At 50.6% G+C, this 21,317-nt stretch carries 15 protein-coding genes; 1 reads left to right on the plus strand and 14 read right to left on the minus strand.

Annotated features, from left to right (window positions below; all coding sequences use genetic code 11):
* Window positions 1-15: 15 nt before the first annotated feature.
* From QW71_RS01880 to QW71_RS01925, 10 genes are all read right to left on the minus strand, one after another.
* On the minus strand, window positions 16-975 hold the full coding sequence (locus QW71_RS01880) for an ABC transporter permease subunit (protein ID WP_083442369.1): 960 nt from the start codon (window positions 973-975) through the stop codon (window positions 16-18).
* A 285-nt stretch (window positions 976-1,260) separates the two neighbouring features.
* Window positions 1,261-3,543, minus strand: a complete 2,283-nt coding sequence (locus QW71_RS01885; RefSeq protein ID WP_039292459.1) for a helix-turn-helix domain-containing protein — start codon at window positions 3,541-3,543, stop codon at window positions 1,261-1,263.
* 111 nt (window positions 3,544-3,654) lie between these two features.
* A complete protein-coding gene (locus tag QW71_RS01890) occupies window positions 3,655-4,494 on the minus strand; it encodes an SUMF1/EgtB/PvdO family nonheme iron enzyme (RefSeq protein ID WP_039292460.1) in 840 nt (279 codons plus the stop codon).
* Between the two features lie 275 nt (window positions 4,495-4,769).
* Window positions 4,770-5,405 carry a glycoside hydrolase family 11 protein gene (locus tag QW71_RS01895; RefSeq protein WP_039292464.1) on the minus strand — a complete coding sequence of 212 codons (636 nt, stop codon included), beginning with the start codon at window positions 5,403-5,405 and terminating at the stop codon, window positions 4,770-4,772.
* Between the two features lie 290 nt (window positions 5,406-5,695).
* Window positions 5,696-6,736: an NAD(P)-dependent alcohol dehydrogenase gene (locus tag QW71_RS01900; protein WP_039292465.1), complete on the minus strand. Its 1,041-nt coding sequence runs from the start codon at window positions 6,734-6,736 to the stop codon at window positions 5,696-5,698.
* 47 nt (window positions 6,737-6,783) lie between these two features.
* Window positions 6,784-7,785: a sugar ABC transporter substrate-binding protein gene (locus QW71_RS01905; protein ID WP_039292485.1), complete on the minus strand. Its 1,002-nt coding sequence runs from the start codon at window positions 7,783-7,785 to the stop codon at window positions 6,784-6,786.
* A 78-nt stretch (window positions 7,786-7,863) separates the two neighbouring features.
* Window positions 7,864-8,889: an ABC transporter permease gene (locus tag QW71_RS01910; protein ID WP_039292603.1), complete on the minus strand. Its 1,026-nt coding sequence runs from the start codon at window positions 8,887-8,889 to the stop codon at window positions 7,864-7,866.
* 10 nt (window positions 8,890-8,899) lie between these two features.
* Complete coding sequence (locus QW71_RS01915; protein ID WP_039292488.1) at window positions 8,900-10,411, minus strand: sugar ABC transporter ATP-binding protein; 1,512 nt, start codon at window positions 10,409-10,411, stop codon at window positions 8,900-8,902.
* Window positions 10,412-10,826: 415 nt separating this feature from the next.
* Window positions 10,827-11,957 carry an ROK family transcriptional regulator gene (locus QW71_RS01920; RefSeq protein WP_200905871.1) on the minus strand — a complete coding sequence of 377 codons (1,131 nt, stop codon included), beginning with the start codon at window positions 11,955-11,957 and terminating at the stop codon, window positions 10,827-10,829.
* A 539-nt stretch (window positions 11,958-12,496) separates the two neighbouring features.
* Window positions 12,497-13,132, minus strand: coding sequence for a hypothetical protein (locus tag QW71_RS01925; RefSeq protein WP_039292494.1), 636 nt, complete (start codon window positions 13,130-13,132; stop codon window positions 12,497-12,499).
* 95 nt (window positions 13,133-13,227) lie between these two features.
* Here QW71_RS01925 and QW71_RS01930 point away from each other — a divergent pair, with 95 nt between their 5' ends.
* The gene (locus QW71_RS01930; RefSeq protein WP_039292497.1) at window positions 13,228-13,677 is read left to right on the plus strand and encodes an acetyltransferase; all 450 of its coding nucleotides are present in this window, start codon (window positions 13,228-13,230) and stop codon (window positions 13,675-13,677) included.
* On the opposite strand, the gene pcp is transcribed toward QW71_RS01930, so the two are convergent.
* The 4 genes from pcp to gnpA all read right to left on the minus strand — a co-directional run bounded on the left by pcp (window position 13,646) and on the right by gnpA (window position 21,315).
* A complete protein-coding gene (gene pcp / locus QW71_RS01935; RefSeq protein ID WP_039292500.1) occupies window positions 13,646-14,257 on the minus strand; it encodes a pyroglutamyl-peptidase I in 612 nt (203 codons plus the stop codon). The two genes, QW71_RS01930 and pcp, sit on opposite strands and share 32 nt — an antisense overlap.
* Before the next feature lie 101 nt (window positions 14,258-14,358).
* Window positions 14,359-17,721 (minus strand): HEAT repeat domain-containing protein, encoded by a 3,363-nt coding sequence (locus QW71_RS01940; protein WP_039292507.1) that lies wholly within the window; start codon window positions 17,719-17,721, stop codon window positions 14,359-14,361.
* 250 nt (window positions 17,722-17,971) lie between these two features.
* Window positions 17,972-18,742 (minus strand): peroxide stress protein YaaA, encoded by a 771-nt coding sequence (yaaA, locus tag QW71_RS01945; RefSeq protein ID WP_039292511.1) that lies wholly within the window; start codon window positions 18,740-18,742, stop codon window positions 17,972-17,974.
* Window positions 18,743-19,152: 410 nt separating this feature from the next.
* Entirely contained in the window at window positions 19,153-21,315 is a 2,163-nt protein-coding gene (gnpA, locus tag QW71_RS01950) for a 1,3-beta-galactosyl-N-acetylhexosamine phosphorylase (protein WP_039292515.1), read from the minus strand.
* Window positions 21,316-21,317: the final 2 nt, after the last annotated feature.

Here is a 21,317-nt window from a genome sequence, read left to right on the forward strand (position 1 = left end):
GGGTTCGGCTCCTTTCTACCACAGGCTTGATTTCGTAGTTCTTTTGGATACGGTATTGGCAATCGTCACCAGGATCAGTCCAATAATCCCTTCGAACAAGCCTACCGCTGTCGCATAGCTGAAGTTCCCTCCGGTGATCCCCATCCGGTACACATAGGTAGAGATAACATCAGCGGTTTCGTAGGTAAGCGGATTGTACAGCAGCAGGATTTTCTCGAAATTGGAACCCAGAATACTGCCGATATCCAGAATCAGGAGCACCATAATCGTCGGCAGAATGCCGGGAATGGTCACATGCTTGGCCAGCTTGAAGCGGTTAGCGCCATCCATCTTCGCTGCCTCATACAGCGATGGATCGATGCCGGTCATCGCGGCCAGATAGAGAATCGTTCCCCAGCCCAGGCTCTGCCAGACGCCGGAGGCAACATAGATCACCGGAAACCACTGCGGCAGGGAGATGAAGGAGATTTTCTCCAGTCCAAAGGATGTCAGAACGCTATTCAGGGGGCCCGTTAAAGAAACCACCTCTTTAATCATCCCTGCGACGATAACCATGGAGATGAAATGCGGAAGATAGGATACCGTCTGGACGAATTTCTTCCATTTGATCCTCCGTATTTCGTTAAGCAGGAGCGCAAATGACAAAGTAACAGGGAATTTCACCAGGAGATAACTGACACTTAAGGTAAGATCATTGAAAAAAGCCCGCCAAAATGTCGGATCCTTCATAAACATCTCGAAGTACGTAAACCCGACCCATTCGGTACCCAGGATATTAGGCCCGCCTCTGTACTTCCGGAAAGCAATAATGTTCCCCAGCATCGGTGCGTACTTGAAAATAATGAAGTAGATTACCGGGATGACCAGAAACGAATATAGCTTCCATTCTTGTTTAACATGCTTCCATAAGGGAATTCTGTCCGCCTTCTTGCGTGGAATCATGCCTGCTGTCTTGGCTTTAGCAGGAACTGCCATGTCATCATCACTTCCTCATGAATAATTCGTCTAGCAGGGACGGCAGCCTGACGCTTGCGGGCGGGTTCGCGGCCGTCCGGATGTAATCGCTTTCTGCTCCATCAATGTACTTGCTAACCCGGCGGCTCATCAATGTTCAATACCGGAAATGATGTACGTTAACCTGCAAATGGCGGTTGACATCTTGAAACGGATAGACGGTTTCGCGTATTTCCGCTCTGGAAACCAAAAAAGATGACCTCCGGCAACCGGAGATCATCTGTCCATCTGCTTCACTATTCTGTTTCACTGGATCGCCTTGTATTTCCCCGGCGTAATCCCTTCATACTTCTTAAATACCCGGATAAACGCATGGCTGCTGGCGAATCCAACCTTCTCGGCGGTATCGTCGATGCTTGCCCCTTCGAGCAGCAGAACCTTGGCTGCTTCTACCCGGCTCTGGCTGATATAATCACGCAGTCCGACCTGCCCTGTCTGTTCGCGGAACAACCGGGATACATACTGCGGCGTCAATCCGAAATGATCGCCGATCTGTGACACACTCAGGTTCTTATCGCTGTAGTTCTCCTGCACGAACGCTGTAACCTTCTCGCCGATACCGGCACTCGTCTGCAGATTAGGCTTACTGCGGAGCACCGTGCATACCCGCTCAAAGATATCGAGCAGCTCCTTCTCGAATTCGGGCTTCGTGGTGCAGGACAGCAGCCGCTTGAGCGGCCGCCATTCATCCCAGGCGATGCTGGCCTGCTCTTGATCAGGAATGGCTTTAATCATCGTAGCCGCTACATCAAGCAGGATGCATTTCGAGATTTCATGCGACCTCTCTCTTTGGAACGCTTGCTGTAAGATACTATTAATCATCTCGTTGGCCTTATCAAATTCATCGGCCTTCAGGAAGTTGATCAGCATCATCTGGTCATTCACCGTGAAGAAATAACTGCCGGCGCTTGGCTTGATGCTTCCGTACCAGATCAGCATCTCATCTCCGAGCACGCTGCGGTATTCCTGGGCTTCCAAGGCTTGAAGGAACGCGAGATTCACGCCGTTCAGACCTGTCTGCAGCTCACTGCCCACTGTGGTGAAGCGGAGCTTGTACCGGAGAGTAATGAATTCGTAGGCTTGGGCCAGATCATCCTCGATATCATCCTTCCAGTGCTCTGCACGCTCCGGAGCTACGTTCACGACCGCCGCCAGCATGCCGTCCATATCAGTGAAATTGATCGTCCAATGATTGCTGACCAGGTCGGCAACAATATTGGATACAATAAATTGGGATAACGCGAGATCCTGTATCCCATCGTCATCGCTATCGATATAGAACAGCAGCACTGCGAAATTATCAGTCGTCCAATTCAGCTTATACATCTTCGCCAGCTCCGTGAACGGGACGTTACGGTCTGCCTGACCCTTCAGGAGCCTCCCTAAATAGTAATTCTGCAGCACGCGCAGCTGTTGATCATGCTTATTGTTCGTATCATCCCGTTCCCTGATCGTCTCCAGAACATTCCTGCGGATGAACGTATATTCATCCAGGTATTCACCGGTGCCCTGCGCAGGATTGCGGGTGAATACGCTGACCAGCTCTTTGATCGGATCATAGTTTTTGCGGGCGAAATAATAGATAACCGCACTGCCAACCGCAAAGCACAGCAATAATCCGTACATGTTCATCGTCCGCATTCCCCCGATATGCTCCCAGAAGACATCGGTCGGAAACACGCTGATATACTTCCAGCCTGTCGTATCGGACGACTCGATGGTAATCATCGATTTAACTCCCTGAAAGGTGCTCGTAAAGGTGCCGGTGCCGCGGTCATTCCATTCCTGATAAGCCGAAGGTTCGATCAGCGTATCTCCAGCATTCTGAATCATAATCTGGCCGTTCGTGTCCATAATAAATACCCGGCCCCGCTCTACCCAGTCGATGTTCGCGAGCATCGTCATCATCTTCTCCACATTAAGCGGTACGATGAGTGCGCCTGTTAGTTCGGCAGTCGCCTGAATCGGCAACGAACGGATATAGAACGGGGTATACGTAACCTTTTTATCCAGATTCTTGAGTGGAAGCAGCACGTATTCACCCGAATGATGCTGGCCCATAAGCTGCTGCCAATCATCGTAAGCGAACGTATCCGTCTGAAGCTTCATCTCATAAAAAGATTGTTCTTCTATATAGGTCTCACTGGAAAGCACCGACTGCAGCGGTTTGGAATATAAGTTAATCTCCTTAATGAAGTTGTTGGCAGATAACATTTTGCCCAGCTCCTGCTTCAGCCCGTATACCTTGTAAGCGTTATCAGCTGTGGATGAAGACAGAAAGCCTTTCACTTCGGAATGAACGGCCAGCTGTGTGGCCAGGCTCTCTGTCTGCCGCAGCTCCCCGTCCACAATATATCTTACCTGCTGGAGCATCGCCCTGCTTGCCAGCTTAATCTCATTTTTCACAATTTCTCTCGTCTGACCATAGATGATCACACTAAGAATGACAGGTATGCACAGAATCACCGCATACGAGACAATTAACCGGAAAACTACACTTTGTGTGAAATGGCCCCTTTCCAAATTCAATTGCAATCCCCCTAATTCCCTTTTTTGTACATTTCAATCATAAATGAAATTGGGGTAAGCTTCATATGTACAATTTGAAATCTGATGTACAGTTTAAGCAGGTTTGGCTATTTACTCACTGCGGATCACACGAAAACCCTGGTCATTTCCCCTGCTGCTCCCCTCAAACTTGCCCCGAAATGATACCTCTGTATTGTTAACGCCGCCGATCCACCCGCCGCCCTTCACCAGTCTGAGGGAGCCGCTGTTGCTGTCCGGGCCTTCGTACCAGTTCCAGCACCATTCCCTTACGTTACCTGACATGTCGTAAAGCCCCAGCTCATTGGGTTTCTTGAGGCCGCTAATTTTCGTTTGGCTATGATTATTCTCGATCGCCGGCCAGTTCCAATCCCCGTTTAAGAATTGATCCCCGGAATTCCTCCAATACCAGGCTACCTCATCAGCCTTGCTGCTTCCGCTATAGCTGCTGCTCTTGCTCATCTGTCCTCCGCCTGCTGCATATTCCCACTCCGCTTCAGTCGGCAAACGGTAGCCGTTCACTCCTGCATTGACCGTTACGGTCCATTTCATAAAATCTCTGTCGCTTGTATTATTCGGATCAACAGTGTTCTTGTCTATATTGTAATAGGGCTTCAGGCCCTCTTTCATACTCCGTTGATTGCAGTACTCCACAGCATCATACCAGGTTACACTCTCTACGGGCAGATTATCCCCTTGAAACTGGGAGGGGTTATTCCCCATCACCTCCAGCCATTCTTGTTGAGTCACCTCATATTTACTGATATAAAAATCCGGGAGGGTCACATCTGTTCCGTAATAATTGGATTTTGTGTCTACAAAGGTACCGCCCTCGACCCATACAAGACGCTCTTCCCTGGCAGGCTTCTCCTGCGAGCAGGCACCGGCAATACCCGTTAACGCTATTAAAAAGACAATCAATAGTTTTCGCATGGATATATCTCCTTTGAACCGATTGGGAAAGGTACGGACCTGCTGATAAGCATCTATATAGGAAGCACAGTAGTCATAAATGTTGTACGTTCTGCAACAGCATGACGGAAATGTTGTATTAGGTGCAGGATGATATAAAAGGTTTAATCTGGAGTTCAGCCTATATAACTGGCTTATTAAGGCCGCCGGCTGTGTGACCGGCAGGCCTCCGTCCTATCAATGATCAGCCGTCTTTCTGAATAACCGGAACCCGGTTAGTGCCTGTCAGCTGCCTGTTACCACACCGTTACATTAGAACTGCCGCTGCTCTGATACCCTTCTGTAGCAAGGACCTGATACGACCAGCTGCTTCCCAGATTCATGCCTTTACTCGCCCATGCGTTAACATGGTTGCTGAAAGTGATAGCCACGTTGCTGCCCGTCGCTCTCTTCGACTGTCTTACACTCCAGAACTGGGTGAACGTTGCTGTACCGTCAATGGAGGGTGCGTTGGTCCGCGTAGTCGTATAGATATCATAGGTGCCCCCGTCACTGGTCACGGTGCCTTTATACGTTCCGGTAGGTCTGTAAGTACCCCAGCTGTCAACAACGTAATATTCGATGAGTGAATTTCTTGTCCAGCCGTACAGGGTCAAATACCCGTTGCCGGACGGCGCCCAGACGCCTGCATTGTAGTTGATTGTTCGTGTTGGCGACCCAACATTCCAGCCTTTACCGACCACGAAATTTCCGGTATTGGACCAGTTCACACTGTAATTCCCGCCAGATCCGTTCGTAGCATTGACTGTACCTCCGCCATCAGTCCAGTTCTGCCAATAATCTGTCGCTGCACTTGAGGTCGCTGCAAACGCGCTGAAGCTCATGGTGGCTGCCATCAATACCGTTAGAATTTTCTTGTTTAACTTAAACATTGAATTACCTCCTAAGAATAATTTGTTGTGTACAGCCTTTCTTCCCCGCCCTCACTTGCCCGTAGCCTCTGTCCGCAGAATCTAACTTATCCTGAGTTATCTCCCAGATATTTACTTGTCCTCCTTCACGAGTAAATTATATAAGGTAAGCGTTTACATTTCTCTCTGCAAATTAAAGGTTTAATCCCAATTTTTATAGGTCTTATGGAGGCGAGACGGCAAAACCTTGTCAATTAAAAAAAACCGCCCCATTAAAGGACGGCTCTGCATCAGCAATCTTATGGATTTTGTCAGCCCATCTTGATTACGGCCTTCACCACATCTTCCTTGTTATTGATTACGAAATCAAAAGCCTTCTGGGTATCCTCGAAGTTGAATTCATGGGTCACGATACCCTTGACGTCAATTTTACCGTCGGCAATCGCTCCTATGGCGGCAGGATACAGGTTGCGGTAACGGAATACCGATTTGATGTCGGCTTCTTTGAACATAATCTGCATAAAGTCGAAGTCGATGATATCCTTGGCTGCGAGTCCGACGAGCACAATCGTTCCGCCTCTTTTGACCAGATAAGGCGTCTGCTTCACGGTATGCTCGCTTCCCGCTGTTTCAATGACCTTATCTACGCCCTGACCGTCTGTCAGTTCAGCGATTACATCCAGAACATTCTCCTGCCTGGCGTTGATTACCCGGGATGCGCCCAGCTTCTTCGCTGCTTCCAGCCGCTTCTCAATGATATCTACGACCACAATATCCGTTGCCCCATATGCCTTGCAGGCCAGTAGTGTGACAAGTCCGATGCAGCCCGCTCCGAGGATCACAACACGGTCACCCAGCTTAATTCCGCCTTGTGCTGCAGCATGCAGGCCCACCGCCAGCGGCTCCACCAGTGCCCCCTCTTCTGAAGATACGCTGTCTGGAAGCTTGAAGGCCATATTCTCCGGAAATGCCATATAATCCATCAGGCAGCCATGGTAAGGCGGAGTCGCCAGAAACTGTACATCCGGACAGAGATTATACTTGCCGCTCTTGCAGAACTCACACTGGCCGCAGGTGACTCCAGGCTCCAGCGCAACCCGGTCCCCTACCTTCAGATGCTTCACCCCTGGTCCCAGCTCCACCACTTCTCCGGCACATTCATGCCCCAGGATGAAATCTCCGTCGACCACGAAGTCACCGATCCGGCCATACTCCAGATAGTGCACATCTGAGCCGCAAATCCCGACATATTCCAGCTTCACAACAACCTCGCCCTCTTTGGCTACCGGCATGTCAATTTCATTCATTTCCAATTTCTTCAGCTCTGTCATATAAAAGGCTCTGTTCTTCACAAGTTTCTCCTCCTCAGGGGCATTAGCGTTCTGTATAACCATCTGAATTACTTCAAGGCCTCTGCCTTCTCCAGCAATTCGATATACTCATCCACGTTATCCTTGGCAATCAGCGGGTTGCCAATATCAGTGTCGATCTGTTTCTCCGCACCGGTCAGCAGCTTGTTACTGGTATCGAGCAACTTCTCTGCCAGCTCAAAAGCATTCTGCAGACAAGTGGAGGTCATCTTGCCCTCCTTGATCAGCTGAAACGCCTCTGCCGTTCCATCCACACCATAAGCCAGCATGCTGCTGAACTTGGCATTATCCTTAACCGCTTCAATCGCGCCTGCCGCCATATTGTCGTTCATAGAAACAACAGCATCGATGGTATCGTTGGCCTGAACCCAGTCCTCCATATATTTCATCGCTTCGTCCTTGTTCCAGTTGGCAATCTGTTCGCCGACGATCTGCACATCCGGACGTTTGTCGAAGAATTCCTTCTGCCAGCTCTCTCTGCGCTTGTCAGCGTGGAAGTTCCCGGACGGGCCGTTCAATACAACGACCTTGGCATTCTGCGGGATCTGATCCAGCGCTGCGCGGGCATTGACTCCAGCCTGCTCGTAAGGATCGGCATCCACGGTTGAAGCTCCTTCAATGCCGGAGATGCGTGCATTAGTAGTGATGGCAAAAATACCGGCTTTGATCACCTTCTCTACGTAAGGTCTTTGCGCTTCACCGTTATTCGGCTGCACAATGACAAGGTCGAATTTGTTCGTAATGGCATTCTCGATCATGGAATTCTCTTTATCGTCACTGGCCTGCCCGTCGAAGACCTCCAGCTTGATGTTCGGATATTTCTTGGCTTCTTCCTTCACGGCGTTGGCAAGCCAGGCTGCAAAGGAGTCAGACTGCGCACGGGCGATATAGGCAACCTTATATACTTTCTCACCGCTGTTACTTCCTTGCGCTCCTGAATCGGAGGAGCTTGCCGTATTCGAATTGCCACAGCCTGCTAGCAGTCCCAGTACCAACAGCATCGAAACTAAGGTGATCCATGTTTTTCTCATTGTTTTTCCCCTTTTATTTATTTTAAACAGCGCCGCTGTTTAATCCGGTTGCCTGGACATCCTCTTACCTGTACCGGGTCACTTGGCGATTCCCGGACTCTGCTCCCTCTTGCGTCCGCTGCTCTTGCCGTTCTTGTCTTCAATTCTGCCAAGTGTGTTCTTGGTTCTGCGGTTCTTGGACCGGATATCGTAGATTACCGCCAGCGCTATGATGGCCCCGCGAATAATCTGCTGCATGTAGGAGTCGACATTGGTCAGGTTCATGATGTTATCCAGGAAGCCTACAATGAAGGCGCCAGCCAAGGTGCCGCCCGCCGAACCGATCCCGCCGGAGAAGCTGGTGCCCCCGATGATCGCCGCCGTCAGCGCCGTGAATTCATAGTTGATTGCACCGTTGGGAAGCCCGGCATTCACCCGGGACATGAAGAGAATTCCGGCAACCCCTACGAAGATACCGTTGATGATGAAAGCCGTGTATTTAACCTTGGATACGTTGATACCTGAAGCGGTAGCCGCTTCTTCATTCCCGCCCACTGCAAACAGCGAGCGTCCGAACCTGGTATGCCGCAGGATGTACCAGGTGATAAGGGCAAAGGCAATCAGAAATAGCACGGGGATAGGAATGAAGCCGATGGAGCCTTGGCCGAGGACGGTGAAATCCCCCAGCTGCAGGATGTTCTGTCCTTTGGTGAAGAGGAGGGCAACCCCGCGGGCCATCGTCAGCATGGCCAGTGTCGCAATGAATGGCGGCGTCTTGAAGGTGCTGACCATCACGGCATTGACAATATTGCACACCACGCCGGTCACGATGCCGACGACAATAGCGGCTGTAAAGGAACCTGTAGATTTGTAAGCGGATACAGCAAACACTCCGGAAAGGGCCAGCACAGAGCCCTGCGATAAATCCAGCATCCCGCTGATAATCAGCAGGGTCTGGCCAAACGCCAGGATGGTAGTTACCGCCAGCTGGGTGGAGATGTTGGTCAGGTTATTAATGGACAGAAAGTTCGGGTTGGCAAAAGAACAGACAATAAATAAGGCCAGCAGCACCAGATAGATGCTGTACGTCTTTTTAAATGTGCTCCAGAATTGGCTCCAATTCATCTCTTTCAATTCAGTTCACCTCATTTGATGTAATCGTTCCGGTGGCGTACTTCATAATCTGCTCCTGGGTGAAATCCTCCCGGCTGATCTCCCCGGTAATCGTGCCCTTGGCCATCACGTAAATCCGGTCGCACATCCCCAGCAGCTCGGGCAGCTCGGAGGAGACCATAATGACGACCTTGCCCTCCTTGACCAGATCTGTCATCAGCTTATAGATTTCGTATTTGGCGCCCACGTCGATGCCCCGGGTAGGCTCATCCAGAATAAGAATATCCGGACCCAGAATCATCCATTTGGCCAGCACCACCTTCTGCTGGTTGCCTCCGCTCAGCGAGGCGATGACTGTATCCATCGAGGGTGTCTTCACCCGCATCTTCTGGAACATCTCCGACACGATATCCTGCTCGGCCTTGGCATGATGCCGGAAGCGGTAGAACACGCTCTTCAGGGAAGACAGGGTCGTATTCTCCTTCACCGACCGCATAGGAATGATCCCGTATCTGCGTCTGTCCTCGGAGAGCATGACCATACCATGCCTGATGCTCTGCTCCACGTTCTTGATCGTGACCTCGCGGCCCTTGATGTACACCTGCCCGGAGGCGATGGGATCAAGCCCGAAGAGCGAACGCATCACCTCGGTTCTCCCTGCCCCGATCAGTCCGGCGAAGCCGACCATTTCCCCCTTACGTGCATGGAAGCTTACATTCTCATAACCGCCGTGACCGCTCAGATTCTCTACCTTCAGCAAGGTGTCGCCAATCTCTACTTCTTCTTTCGGGTAGGTATTGGTAAGCTTGCGGCCGACCATCAGCGAGATCACCGTCTCAATGTCCAACTTCTCCTTGGGATGGCTCTCCACTACCGTTCCGTCCCGGAATACGGTAATCTCATCGGCGATCTGAAAAATCTCGTCCAGCTTATGCGAAATATAGATAATACTGACGCCCCGGGCCTGCAGCTCCCTGATCTTCACGAACAGCTTATCTACTTCCTCGTGGGTAATCGCAGAGGTAGGCTCATCCATGATGATGATATCTGACTTGTACGAAATCGCTTTCATAATTTCCAGCATCTGAATATCGGACACCGTCAGATCCTTGAGCAGGGTAGTCGGGGAATACGGCAGATTCTCTGCACGCAGCAGCTCCTTTGTACGCGCTCTGACCTGCTTCCAGTCCACCTTGCCGAACCGGTTCGCCGGCAGATTCCCGAGAAAGATATTCTCTTCCACTGTCATTTCCGGCACATAGTTCAGCTCCTGGAATATCATCGAAATCCCCAGGCTCCGTGCCTGAATCGGGTTGCCGATTCTGACGGGCTTCTCGTCTATGAAGATCTGCCCGCCATCCGGCTGGTGAATGCCGTTGATGATCTTCATGAGGGTTGATTTACCTGCACCGTTCTCGCCGCACAGGACATGCACCGAACCTTTTCTCACCTTGAAATCAATCTTGTCTAACGCCTTGACCCCCGGAAAGGACTTCTCGATCTGTGACACCCTGAGTTTAATGCTCTCTTCCATTCCTTTCCCCCCATATGATGAACTGATTTCCCGCCTGCTCCAATTGTTACTAAAGTACTTTTATAAAACCTTCTAAATAAGATTATAGCCAGTTTTGTATTGAAGTCAACAAAAACTTAAACCGTAGTGGAAACGCAGTCAATTGGCAGTTTTCTGTATAAAGCGGACATACATAAACGCCTCCGGAAGAGGGCGGAGCTGCAGATGCAGCACCGTCCCTCTTCCGGAGGCGCGGGAGAAGAACAGGATATTCTTTTGATTAAATCCACGGTTCAAATAAGCTGAATGCTGAATATTAACTCAAGGCCCGGTCGTCACTGCGGTGAATATTTCGACTTCCGGCCGCTGACGTCCCCAGATTTCCTGATTTGTACCGCTGCTCGCGGTGGAAATCCCTTGTCTCCGTCTTATATGGCTAGATGCTGTCAATAAACTCCGTTACCAGTTCCAGCGCGGCTCCCACGGCAGTAGCCTCCAGCTTGTATTTGCAGACCCGGAGGTAGGTGCCGTCCTGCTCGAAGGTGTTCTTCCGGGCCGCGAGCGCCTGGAGATCATCAATGTATTCCTCCATATACGCTCCGGCATAACCGCCGAGAATTACATCGCAATCGTACAGCATCCGCAGGTTGTTAATTGTAATCACCAGATAGCCAAGGTACTCCTGCCAGATGGCCTTTTGCGGCTCATTCCCCTCCCGCAACAGCCGGAAAAATTCAGAAATGCTGCCCCCGGTGCTGTCCGATAGTATTCTAGCTGAGCAATAGGCATCCACACAGCCCTTCTGCCCGCAATAGCAGGTACGGCCCTCAGGCATAATCGTCATGTGTCCGAACTCTCCGCCACGGTGGTTCTGACCGGCATAGATCTGGTTACTAACTATAATTGAACCGCCCACGCTGTTGTTAAGGGATAAATAGACTACATTGTGAATGTCTTGCTCCCCCCACAATTCGGTGAAGCCGGCCGCGTTCGCATCATTGCTGAGCACACAGGGATAAGGGATGAATTCGGCGAACCGCCGGACACTTCCGCCTTTGAAATCAATGACTGTGGCATAGCTCACCGTCTGGCGGTCATCGGACAGAATCGCGGGCAGCGCAATCCCCACGCCCAGAATCCGGCTGCGGTCAAGCTGGCATTCTTCCACAAAATCCTCCACCAGCTTGCCCACCCCCTGGAAATAGACCTCGCTGTTCGCGAAGGGGAAGTGGTTTCTGACATTCTTAACGATTCTGCCGCTAAGATCAATGATGACTATCCCCACATGGTTCAGGGTCACATCCAGCCCGATGGCATATCTCGCCACACTGTTGCAGGCCATCGACTTGGCTTTGCGGCCGCCGGTGGATTCGAACAGTCCGGTCTCCTCGATCAGCTCTCTTTCCTGCAGCTCTTTTAGGTTCTGGGTTACTGTAGGCAGGCTTAGATTGAGCGCCTGCGCAATCTCTTGAATAGAAGTAGATTCACGGTGATACAGATATCGGTAAATGGCGTTCCGGTTCATCTTTTTAACTTCCATACTGTTCAAGCGATGTGTCGCCATCATATAGCCTCCGACTTTTACAAATGTACTTTAATAATGTATATAAATATAATATACAATCACACCCGTTTTTGCAATCATCTGTATGTTTTATTTGTGAATATTTTCACTAATATACGGTCATTGTATCAAGTATTTATTTCCCCGTCATTAGTCTTTTCACACTTGCACCCCGAATTGCGTTGTTTTGTCCAAACCGTGGCCCCTAGACTAGCTCGACTCTTACGTTCAACCGCATAAACACCCTAATGTTGTACGTATTACAACTCTGCCCCCTAAATAATAGACACCTCGTCAGGATTGTTGTATGAATTACAAGAATTGTCCCGCTCAACCGCCCATTGGAAGGCGAAATCCTGCCTTTTATACAACAATTCCCGAATAGGACTGATATTAATAGAGAAATGTTGTATTTCGTGCAGGATTTAGTAGGGTAGGAGTGACAGCGAACGGTTGAGCCTGAATGAATTCATCCTTAGAGCGGCTGCCATCGCCGATGCACACCCCGATAATCTTCTGCTGCCCTGCATGTCTTCCCCCTCCTACTCCCTCGCTACGCTCACCATCCTAACCCCAAGAATGACAAACCAGGCTGCAAACAGCAGCTGTGCTACAAAGTTCATTACGTTACCTATTAGCCAAGGAAACGAGCCGATCAGATCGAACACCCCTGCCAAAAGCCCAAAGTAGGCCGTGAACCTGCCGATTCTGCTTGTTCGGATGACAAGGCTGAGCAGAATAGTCCCTAACCCTAAGATAAGCGCGATACAGTGCATGCCCCCATAATAAATGCTGATAACCAGCCTGTAGAGGTCAGGGGAAAGTCCAATGTCATACACCGGATATACTAACCGGCCCAGTATAACAACCATGATTATATAGACGGGAATGGTGACCGCAAATAAGCCGCAGCCGAGCATCGTTCGAATGGAATCCCCCTTCACCAACAGCCGGTACAAGGCCACGATGGAGGGCATTAGCAGTAATGCGGCGAAGATAAGCACTTCGTCTGCCATGGAGATATTAAACCGCCACTCCTGCAACCAGGACATCAGCTCAGCATCCGGCAGCGGGGGAGCAGGCATAGGCATCATAAACAGATACTGGGCAAAAAAGAGAATGCCGGAAAGAATGAATGTGATTCCGCCGAACTTAATCAGGTTAACCGTTGGTTTCAAGCCGCTTCATCTCGATTCAGTTATATATGAAATTAGCCTCAGAATCCATTACTTGTCGTATGCTATAATCATAGCAAAATTGCCAGGAGGAGCCTATGAACCGGATACAAAAAATTACTGACAGAGATCAGAATATATCACAAGAGCTGCTGGACATTTGGGAATCAGCGGTCCGTGCCACGCATTTTTTCCTAACAGAACAGGATATTGAAGGATTACGTCCCTTGGTTCATCAAGGTATCGCACATGTCTCCCATTTGCTTGCCTATACCGGTCAGGAGTATTATCTCGGCTTCATCGGCGTTCAGGAGCAGAAGATTGAAATGCTGTTCGTAGACCCCGCCGTCAGAGGACAAGGCATTGGTAAGCAGCTAGTCACTTATGCCCTGCACACTCTAAACGTACTTTACGTGGATGTGAATGAGCAAAATCCCCAGGCTCTCAGGTTCTATGAGCATCTGGGATTCCAGGTCTATGACCGGTCTGAACGGGATGAACAAGGCCAGCCTTGGCCTATTCTGCATATGAAGCTATCACAGATATAGCAATCCGGGCAGCCTTAACGATATCACCCAGCGCCATGCTGGCCTTACCCGGCTTATCGAGCACTTGCTCAGGGATATAGGGCACATGGATGAAGCCGCCGCGCATAGCCGGATAATGCTGTTCAATGTGATGGAGCAGACCGTACATCGTGTTGTTGCAGACATAAGTTCCAGCGCTGTTCGAGAGGAAGGCCGGCAGGCCGTTGTCTTTGATTCTCTGAACAATTCTTTTGACAGGCAGGCTGGAAAAATAGGCATTCGGTCCGTCCGCGCAGACCGGCACATCCTCCGGCTGGCAGCCCTCGTTATCGGCAATGGGAGCATCCATCAGATTAACTGCAATCCGTTCCACCGTAATGCCGCTCACCCCGCCCGCCTGTCCGATACAGATCACCGCATCCGGCTTTTCGGCCTCCATATAGCTGATCAGTGTCTCCACCGACTTCTGGAACACCACGGGCAGAGACCGCTTAATGATCTCCGCACCGCCAATGTAATTCTCCAGACGCTGTACCGCCTCCAGCGAAGGATTGACAAGCTCTCCGCCAAACGGCTCGAAGCCTGTTATAAGGATTTTCATAGCGTGTAGCCTCTCTTTCTTTCTGAGCCGTTATCCCGGAAAAGCCAGTACATGCGCATTGTCAATCAGGAACAACGCTATGGATCATGTCCGCTTAACCTCTACTCCCTCGCTGTCCAAATATTCAGCGCACGCGAGCGGACCGCAAGGTTCGTGTGATTTCTGAACGACCGCAAACGCTCTGCCGGTTCCGGGCTCCAATGTAGAGCCTGTCCTGCTACTTCCAGCAATGAAAGTCCCATATACGGGGATTCGTAGCGCTGTCCAGCCCCTAGCACATCCACAATTTCGAGCAGAGTCTCCGGATTCCAGTATCCTGTGCTGTCTTGTATACTATGGGCGATCTGGCTGTACGCTTCGCTTAACAGCTGCGGCTGATCTGACATACCATCAACCATCCGGTTCAGATACGCGGCGGATTCCTCCACGTTATTCCAGTCAATGGCTGCGATATACAACTTCATCACAAGCTGCTGTAAAGTCTCATCGGCTGCGTGACAATCGATCAGTCCCAGGTACAAAGGGATAAGATGGATACGTGTATTCTTCGGCAACGAGGTCAGCTGGTTAATTAATTTCTGGAGGCGCTGCCGGTGAGGCAAATCTCTTCCCGCTGCTGCATTCCAATCCCCGCTTATCCCTGTACCGGCCAGCTTCCGGCAAACACCAATTACAACCTCGTTGACCTTGCCGTCGCGGCAGGTTTCGATCAGCGTGTTCACCGCAGCTTCCCATCTGGTGCTGTCTTCCAGGTCCGTAATCGCCTGAGCAGCGGCAGCAGCAATCACGTCCTCATTTCCGTTGTTCCACCAAATCATAGCAGCAAAAGCATACCTGCCAACGAACGTATCCGGATGATTGGCAATCTCAATGATTAAGGCCAGATAGCGCGGTCTATAGTCAAGCGGAAGAGCATTAGGCTGCTGGGATAATAAGCTTAGTGCGATATCACTCTGCGGGGAAGCAGCGATGGCCCTTAGAATCTCCCAGCTGCGTTCATCATCCAAAAGCTGTTTGGCAGCATGCCCTATGGCGATGATCACATCCTTATGGGCGCTTGGCTTGCCGAGCTCGTTCAGGAGCAGCGGAAGGCTGTCCTCACTTCTATACGTACCAAGCAAACGGATCGCTTCTTTCCGGACCGTAATCTTCAGCTTATCCCGGTTCAGCAGCTCTTTCAGCATGGCAGCCAATAACACCGGATTCACTCTGCGGATGCACCTCGGGATCGAATACATGGCCACACGGGCCCGGTCTCCATCCAGATTGTCCAGCAGAACGGGGAGCGCCTTCTCCGGCTCTTCCAGCAGTGACAGGGCATGAAGCGCCGCCTCTGCTACAGCGACTTCCTTATCCTGAACCAGTCCAAGCAGCCTGTCCGGGTCAAGATCAGGCATACCGGCCATGATCCTGATCACTCTTGCACGCTCGGACAGACTGCGCTTAGGATCGCCAGCAATTTTTGCTAATACAGAATGGTAAGCTTGCTGCTGACGCGGCAGCCACCGGTAGAATCCGCTCTCCGCCGGCACGGGATAAATCGTTTTGCCTGACAGAAACCTGCCTTTGATCACAGCTCCCGAAATAAACGGATCGAGCCACTCCTGACGCTTTAAGTGCAGATGCCGGAACACTTCATGGATCGTAATATACGATTTATCCGAGGCCAAAAGTTCCTTAACTCGGGCATCACGCGTCTGATGTGGTTCAAGCCAGAGCCGGGTTGCACGCATAGCTATTGCATCTGCCTTGGCCCTCGTGGCTTCCTTTAACAGATTCTGAAGTTTAATAATACCGTGACCTCTTTTGCCAAAAGAACCCGCCAGGCTCATTACCAGATAGTAGTTCTCTGTCCGGTTGGCCTGTGCAGCAAAGGTATAAATGCTGTCGAAGATCCTCTCTTCTACGCCCTGGGGCAGTTTCTCCAGTGACGGAAGGGATAGCTGCCCGTTCTGCTTGGCCAGCTTCTTGATTGTATTTAGCGCAAACTTGAACAGCTCACCGTGAGGCTGCCCTGCGTTATGCCGCAGAATAGCAAAGGCCAGCTGCTGGACAGAGAACTTCGTACCATGCGAGGTATCTCTGGCATCGATAACACTATCAACGAGTAAAGTAAGCAACTGCACATGGGCATCCTCGTATACAGACGCAGGACTTTCTGACAGCTCCTTGAACACTGCGCTGCGGACAGGGTCCTGGTCATTCTTAATCCGGCCCAGATATACCAGGGTTTCATTCATCCCCCGCCTCGACAGAACCGTACTTCGTATCAGCTGCATAAGCGCCGTAGCACGTTCGTCTGCACTGGAGACCCGTGTGGCCAGCTCAAGCTGCTCTCTTGAATGAAGAATGGAGCGGCAGGCGGTAATACGGAGGGTCCGGTCCCGGTTATCCTTGATCTCACGAAGGCCAAGCATCCGGGCAGCTTCCTTATCACGCAAGGCATGCGGTAATACATACAGTAATTTTTCCGGGAAAATACGCCCTTTGCGTCTATCCTCCTCATACACGGCATCAAAAATCACCTTGCGGTTAGACGGCGCCATATGTTCAAGCAGCTTCGCTACATGCATAGGGTAATCTGCGAGTATTTTCGCAATCCCCATCCACTGGTCTATGGACAGAACTTTCTTTCTTTTCAGCACAGCCTCAGGAACACCATGGGACAGCAGATCACTCCGCAATTCCGTTTGTGTCAGCAGCTGAAACACTTTATCCGGATTCTGGCGTACAAGTGTGCCCAGATGTTCTTTGAGTGCAGGATGTATAATTCCCATAGGATCGTGATTCAGTGCACACGCAAGCATCAGATCCGCCTTATGATTGCACAGATGTTCCATAGCAGACGAGAACCTCGACCAGACATGCCCCTTTTCCCTGAGTGGTGCGCTTTCCAGCGTTGCCGCGAAGTATTCCGCTACTACATCAAGATGCCGGCTGGCTAACTTCTTCCAGTCTCTGATGGCAAAACCGATATCCGCAAGCCACGTCCTAACCGTTGCCTTATGGCAGGCCTGCAGTATAATTGCTGCCTCCTCCGCTCCCCACCGGGCGTATACCACGGGTAACAGGCGTTCCGCCAGCTCCTGACGGCCTATCTGTGAAATGGTGCGGAGCAGCTTGCGGCGGCAATCATGTGATAAATGCGGGAGCTCACGTTCAATCTCTTCATCTGAAGCTGCTTTGGATAGCAGACCCGCAGCCGTGTTCCTGATACTTGCCAGGGGATGCCGCAGCGCAGACAGAATAAGCGGGGCATCCAGTGTGGCGATGGCACCCATTAAGGCAAGGCGCGCTTCATACGCACCGCCCTCCAGTAATGAGGCCAATAATTCGGAGTACTGGGCTGATCCCAGGTGATCACGGCCCAATGTCGTTACTTTTCTGATTCTGTCGGAGTAACCTAGTGAATCCAGTTCTTTAAGTAAGCTCTGCTTGTCCAATGGATCTCTTTTCAAAATCATAAGTCCTCCTCGTTAACCTGTTCTGGTTCCATTCAAGATTTATTCTCTTTACTTTGGGTCATTCCCTTTAAAAATCCATAGTTTCACATCTTTACAGGCTGAACTTAAGCGCTCCTACAGTTCCAAAATCCCCCTCCGATCCTTTGCGCTATTGTTATTTTCTTGTATTCATCTAGATAATCTTCCTAACAAAAAAAGGCAATCCCAAATCCGGTTATTCAACCGTCTTCAAGATTACCCGTTGTATGGCTTACTCTACCATTTCATTCTTATCGCGCTTCTGTTGGATAAACACATACGTCTTCTCATCCGACAAGGCTTCCGCAAATGCGAAATCAAACCCGTCGAAGCCCTTGATATCCTCCACGCGGGTAATTTGCCGCTCGGCCATGTAGCGGACCATTTCACCCCTGGCCATCTTGACCAGCGTCGCCCGCTCAACCACCTTGCCGCCGATGTCCTGCCCGAACACCACACTAATCATTCGAGCGTCCTTGCCAATGTACGGGGAGATACACTTGCTGTATTCCTTGGAAGCCAGGTTCAGAATGATGTCACTCTCCGCGAGCAGCTGGTCCGCCAGCCTTCTATTCCAGAACTCATAGAGAGAACTGAAGCCCGTCCCACCCAGCTTAGCCTGCATCTCCAGCCTGTACGGCACTACGCCATCAAAAGGTCTAACGATTCCATAGAACCCGGATAAAATCCGCAAATGCTGCTGAAGATAGTCCAGCTCCTCCGTCTGAAAGATCCCGGGCGCCATGTACTGGTACTGTATTCCCTCATATGAGAAGATAGCCGGCGTCAGATTCCTGGTGACATCCATCTCCCGGATCCGTTCCATATTCAGCGTGGCGATGGCATCATTGCATTTCCATAGCGCTTTGGCTTCTTCATAATTCAACTTGCGTAATAAGGCCAGAAGAGTCTGCGAATCGCTGATGAACTGCGGCACTTGGCGGTAATCCAAGAAATCAGTGTCCGTCTTCATCTTCTTGGCTGGTGATATAATGATTCTCATGCTGCTCCCTTTTCTACCCCCGCGGGGAAAACTAAATATACCTTTATACTATCATAATTTATATTATATAAGCTGAACTTAAGATACTAACTAAAAGCTTAGTCGTCACTGCGGTGAATATTTGGACTTCCGGCCGCTGCCCATCCTTCTAGTGGCACATTGTATTCGGTTTTTCGCATACATTAGGCTCGTTTACTCTATCGCCGGCACATTGTATTCGATTTTTCGCATACATTGGGCCCATTCGCTCTATCGCTGGCAAATTGTATTCGGTTTTTCGCATACATTAAGCCCATTTACTCTATCGCCGGCACATTGTATTCGATTTTCAGCATACATTGGGCCCGTTTACACCTCACACAACACAAAAAGCCCAAGCCCGGCATAACACCCCAGGCTTGAGCTTTTCATTATTCCCCAATAGTCTGAATAATCGTATCAAACGGTTCTACTTCCAGAGTCTGTAGCCCATACTCCGTCTCGATCGTAGTCTTTTGCAGCTGGTCGCTGTTATTGATCACGACGAGCATCTTGCTCTCCGGATAATACGCGCACTCGGTATAGAGGTTATCCGGGATGTACTTCGTATCCTGTAGCTCCTTACCGGCATAGCGGATCAGGTTCAGCAGCAGGCGGGTATTCTCCCAGCCGAATTCGAAGGAAGGCAGGTAGATTCCCTTACCTTTACCGAAACTATTCGCAGATAGCGTGATTTTGCCGTCTACCTCACTGAGCACCGCAGCGAAACCATCCGTAAGATGGATACCGTTCTTCGGTGTAATGCTGGCGCCATCAGGCACCAGACCTTGCTCAGCTTGAACCTCATACGCCCATTTGCCATGAGCTACCCGCGCACCCGTGTCCTCATCCACACCCAGAACATGCGCCATTCTGAAGTAGCTGTCGTAACCCTCAACCGCCGAAGGCTGGTTAACCCCGATAAAGGTACCGCCCTCATACACCCATTTGGTCAGGACATCCACCGGCTTGCTGTCTTTCCAGTAGTCCCCGCCGCTCCAGGCTGTACCGGCGCCGCCTGCATTAATCACTACATCCACATGCTGCAGCACGCCCTGGCGGATATCCTCGAAATCAATGAACTGCACCTCAACCGGCAAACCGGATAGAGCTTCATTAATGTGAATCAGATCATGCATATACGTCTCATGGAAGTGGCCGGACAAGGTCCACGATCTCAGCTTGCCCCAGCTGTGCAGAATGGCTACCCTGGTCTTGATATGATATGGCTTGCCTTGGTGATGCAGCTCTTTAATCTCTCTGAATTCATTCGCAATCTTCTCGATGTAATCACAGAAATCCGGGTAAGGCTCGACCAGATGCAGATATCCGCCCAGGCCAATCCGGTCAATCGGCTCACGCAGGAGGGCACGCCGGATGTTGATCCAGTATTTTTTGGCATCCAGTGTCGGATTTCCCCCTTCCATGAAGGTAGGCGCGCCGCCTAAACCCACCGGGAACAAGTACGGATGCAGCCGGATCTCATGCGTATCCACTTTCACCCCTGAACAGAGCCTTGCCTCATATCCCGAGAACACACATTTGATCATCCCGTCGAAACCAAACTCACCGAAGCGGTCATTGTAAGGCTCTGCGCCAACCCAGCTGTCATCGTAGAAGACATACGCCAGCTTGTCATGCTTATGCACAATATCAATTAACTGCTTGCCGAATCCGATCACGAAGTCATTGATAAAAGCCATATAGTCGAGCTTGCGCTGCTCCGCCGGGATATGACTGACGCGGTATTTGCCGCCGTTCACGAAATCTTCTGCCGTCAGCGAATAGCCGTATTGCTGCGCGAACAGATCCAGAGCTCTGGCACTCACCGTGAAATCATATGAACCCCAGTCTGAGAACAGATGGCGGTTACGCTCACTGCTGCCCCAGATCCAGGCGAAATTATAGAACAGGGAAGTAAACCGGACAACCGTTGTTTCCTTATGCTTCACACACCAGTCTTCCATCCAGTCCAGCAGGTATTTCTGCGTGTCAGCATACATAGGATCAATCTGCATCAGATGCTCTTTGTTCCAGTTGTTCGTGGTGTGATTGTACATGGAGATCTCTTCCCAGATCCGGTAGGCCATGAAGCTGACGGTGTATTTATGCCAAGGCGCGATTCCCGTAAGCACCACATTGCCTGATTCCCGGTCGTAATTCCACTGCTCTCGCGGCACTTCCTCACCGGTCGTCCGGTCATACACCTGCCAGTACTTGAACGCCTCACGGGAATCATTCACTCTGAACTGTTCAGCGAAGAAATCCTCCATCAGGTAGACCGACAAATAATCTTGTACAGCCACCTTCGGATTCGTAATAAGGAAGCTCTGCTGCAGCTTATCCGGGTTCTGTGACGCCCATTCATTATGGTCCCGGATGATACAGACTGTAGAATATATGCCGTATCCGGCATTGATAATCTCATCAGATAACTGTGTACCGTCACTGTCACGGATGACATCGGCACCCCAGCGTTCAGCGAGTTCAAGCGTTAGCGCTTCGTAACCGGATTCTCCCGGCAGTGTGAAAGCGCCTGTTGATGGTTTGGACAATT

The organism is Paenibacillus sp. IHB B 3415 (assembly GCF_000802655.2).
Lineage (GTDB): Bacteria > Bacillota > Bacilli > Paenibacillales > Paenibacillaceae > Paenibacillus_AQ > Paenibacillus_AQ phytohabitans.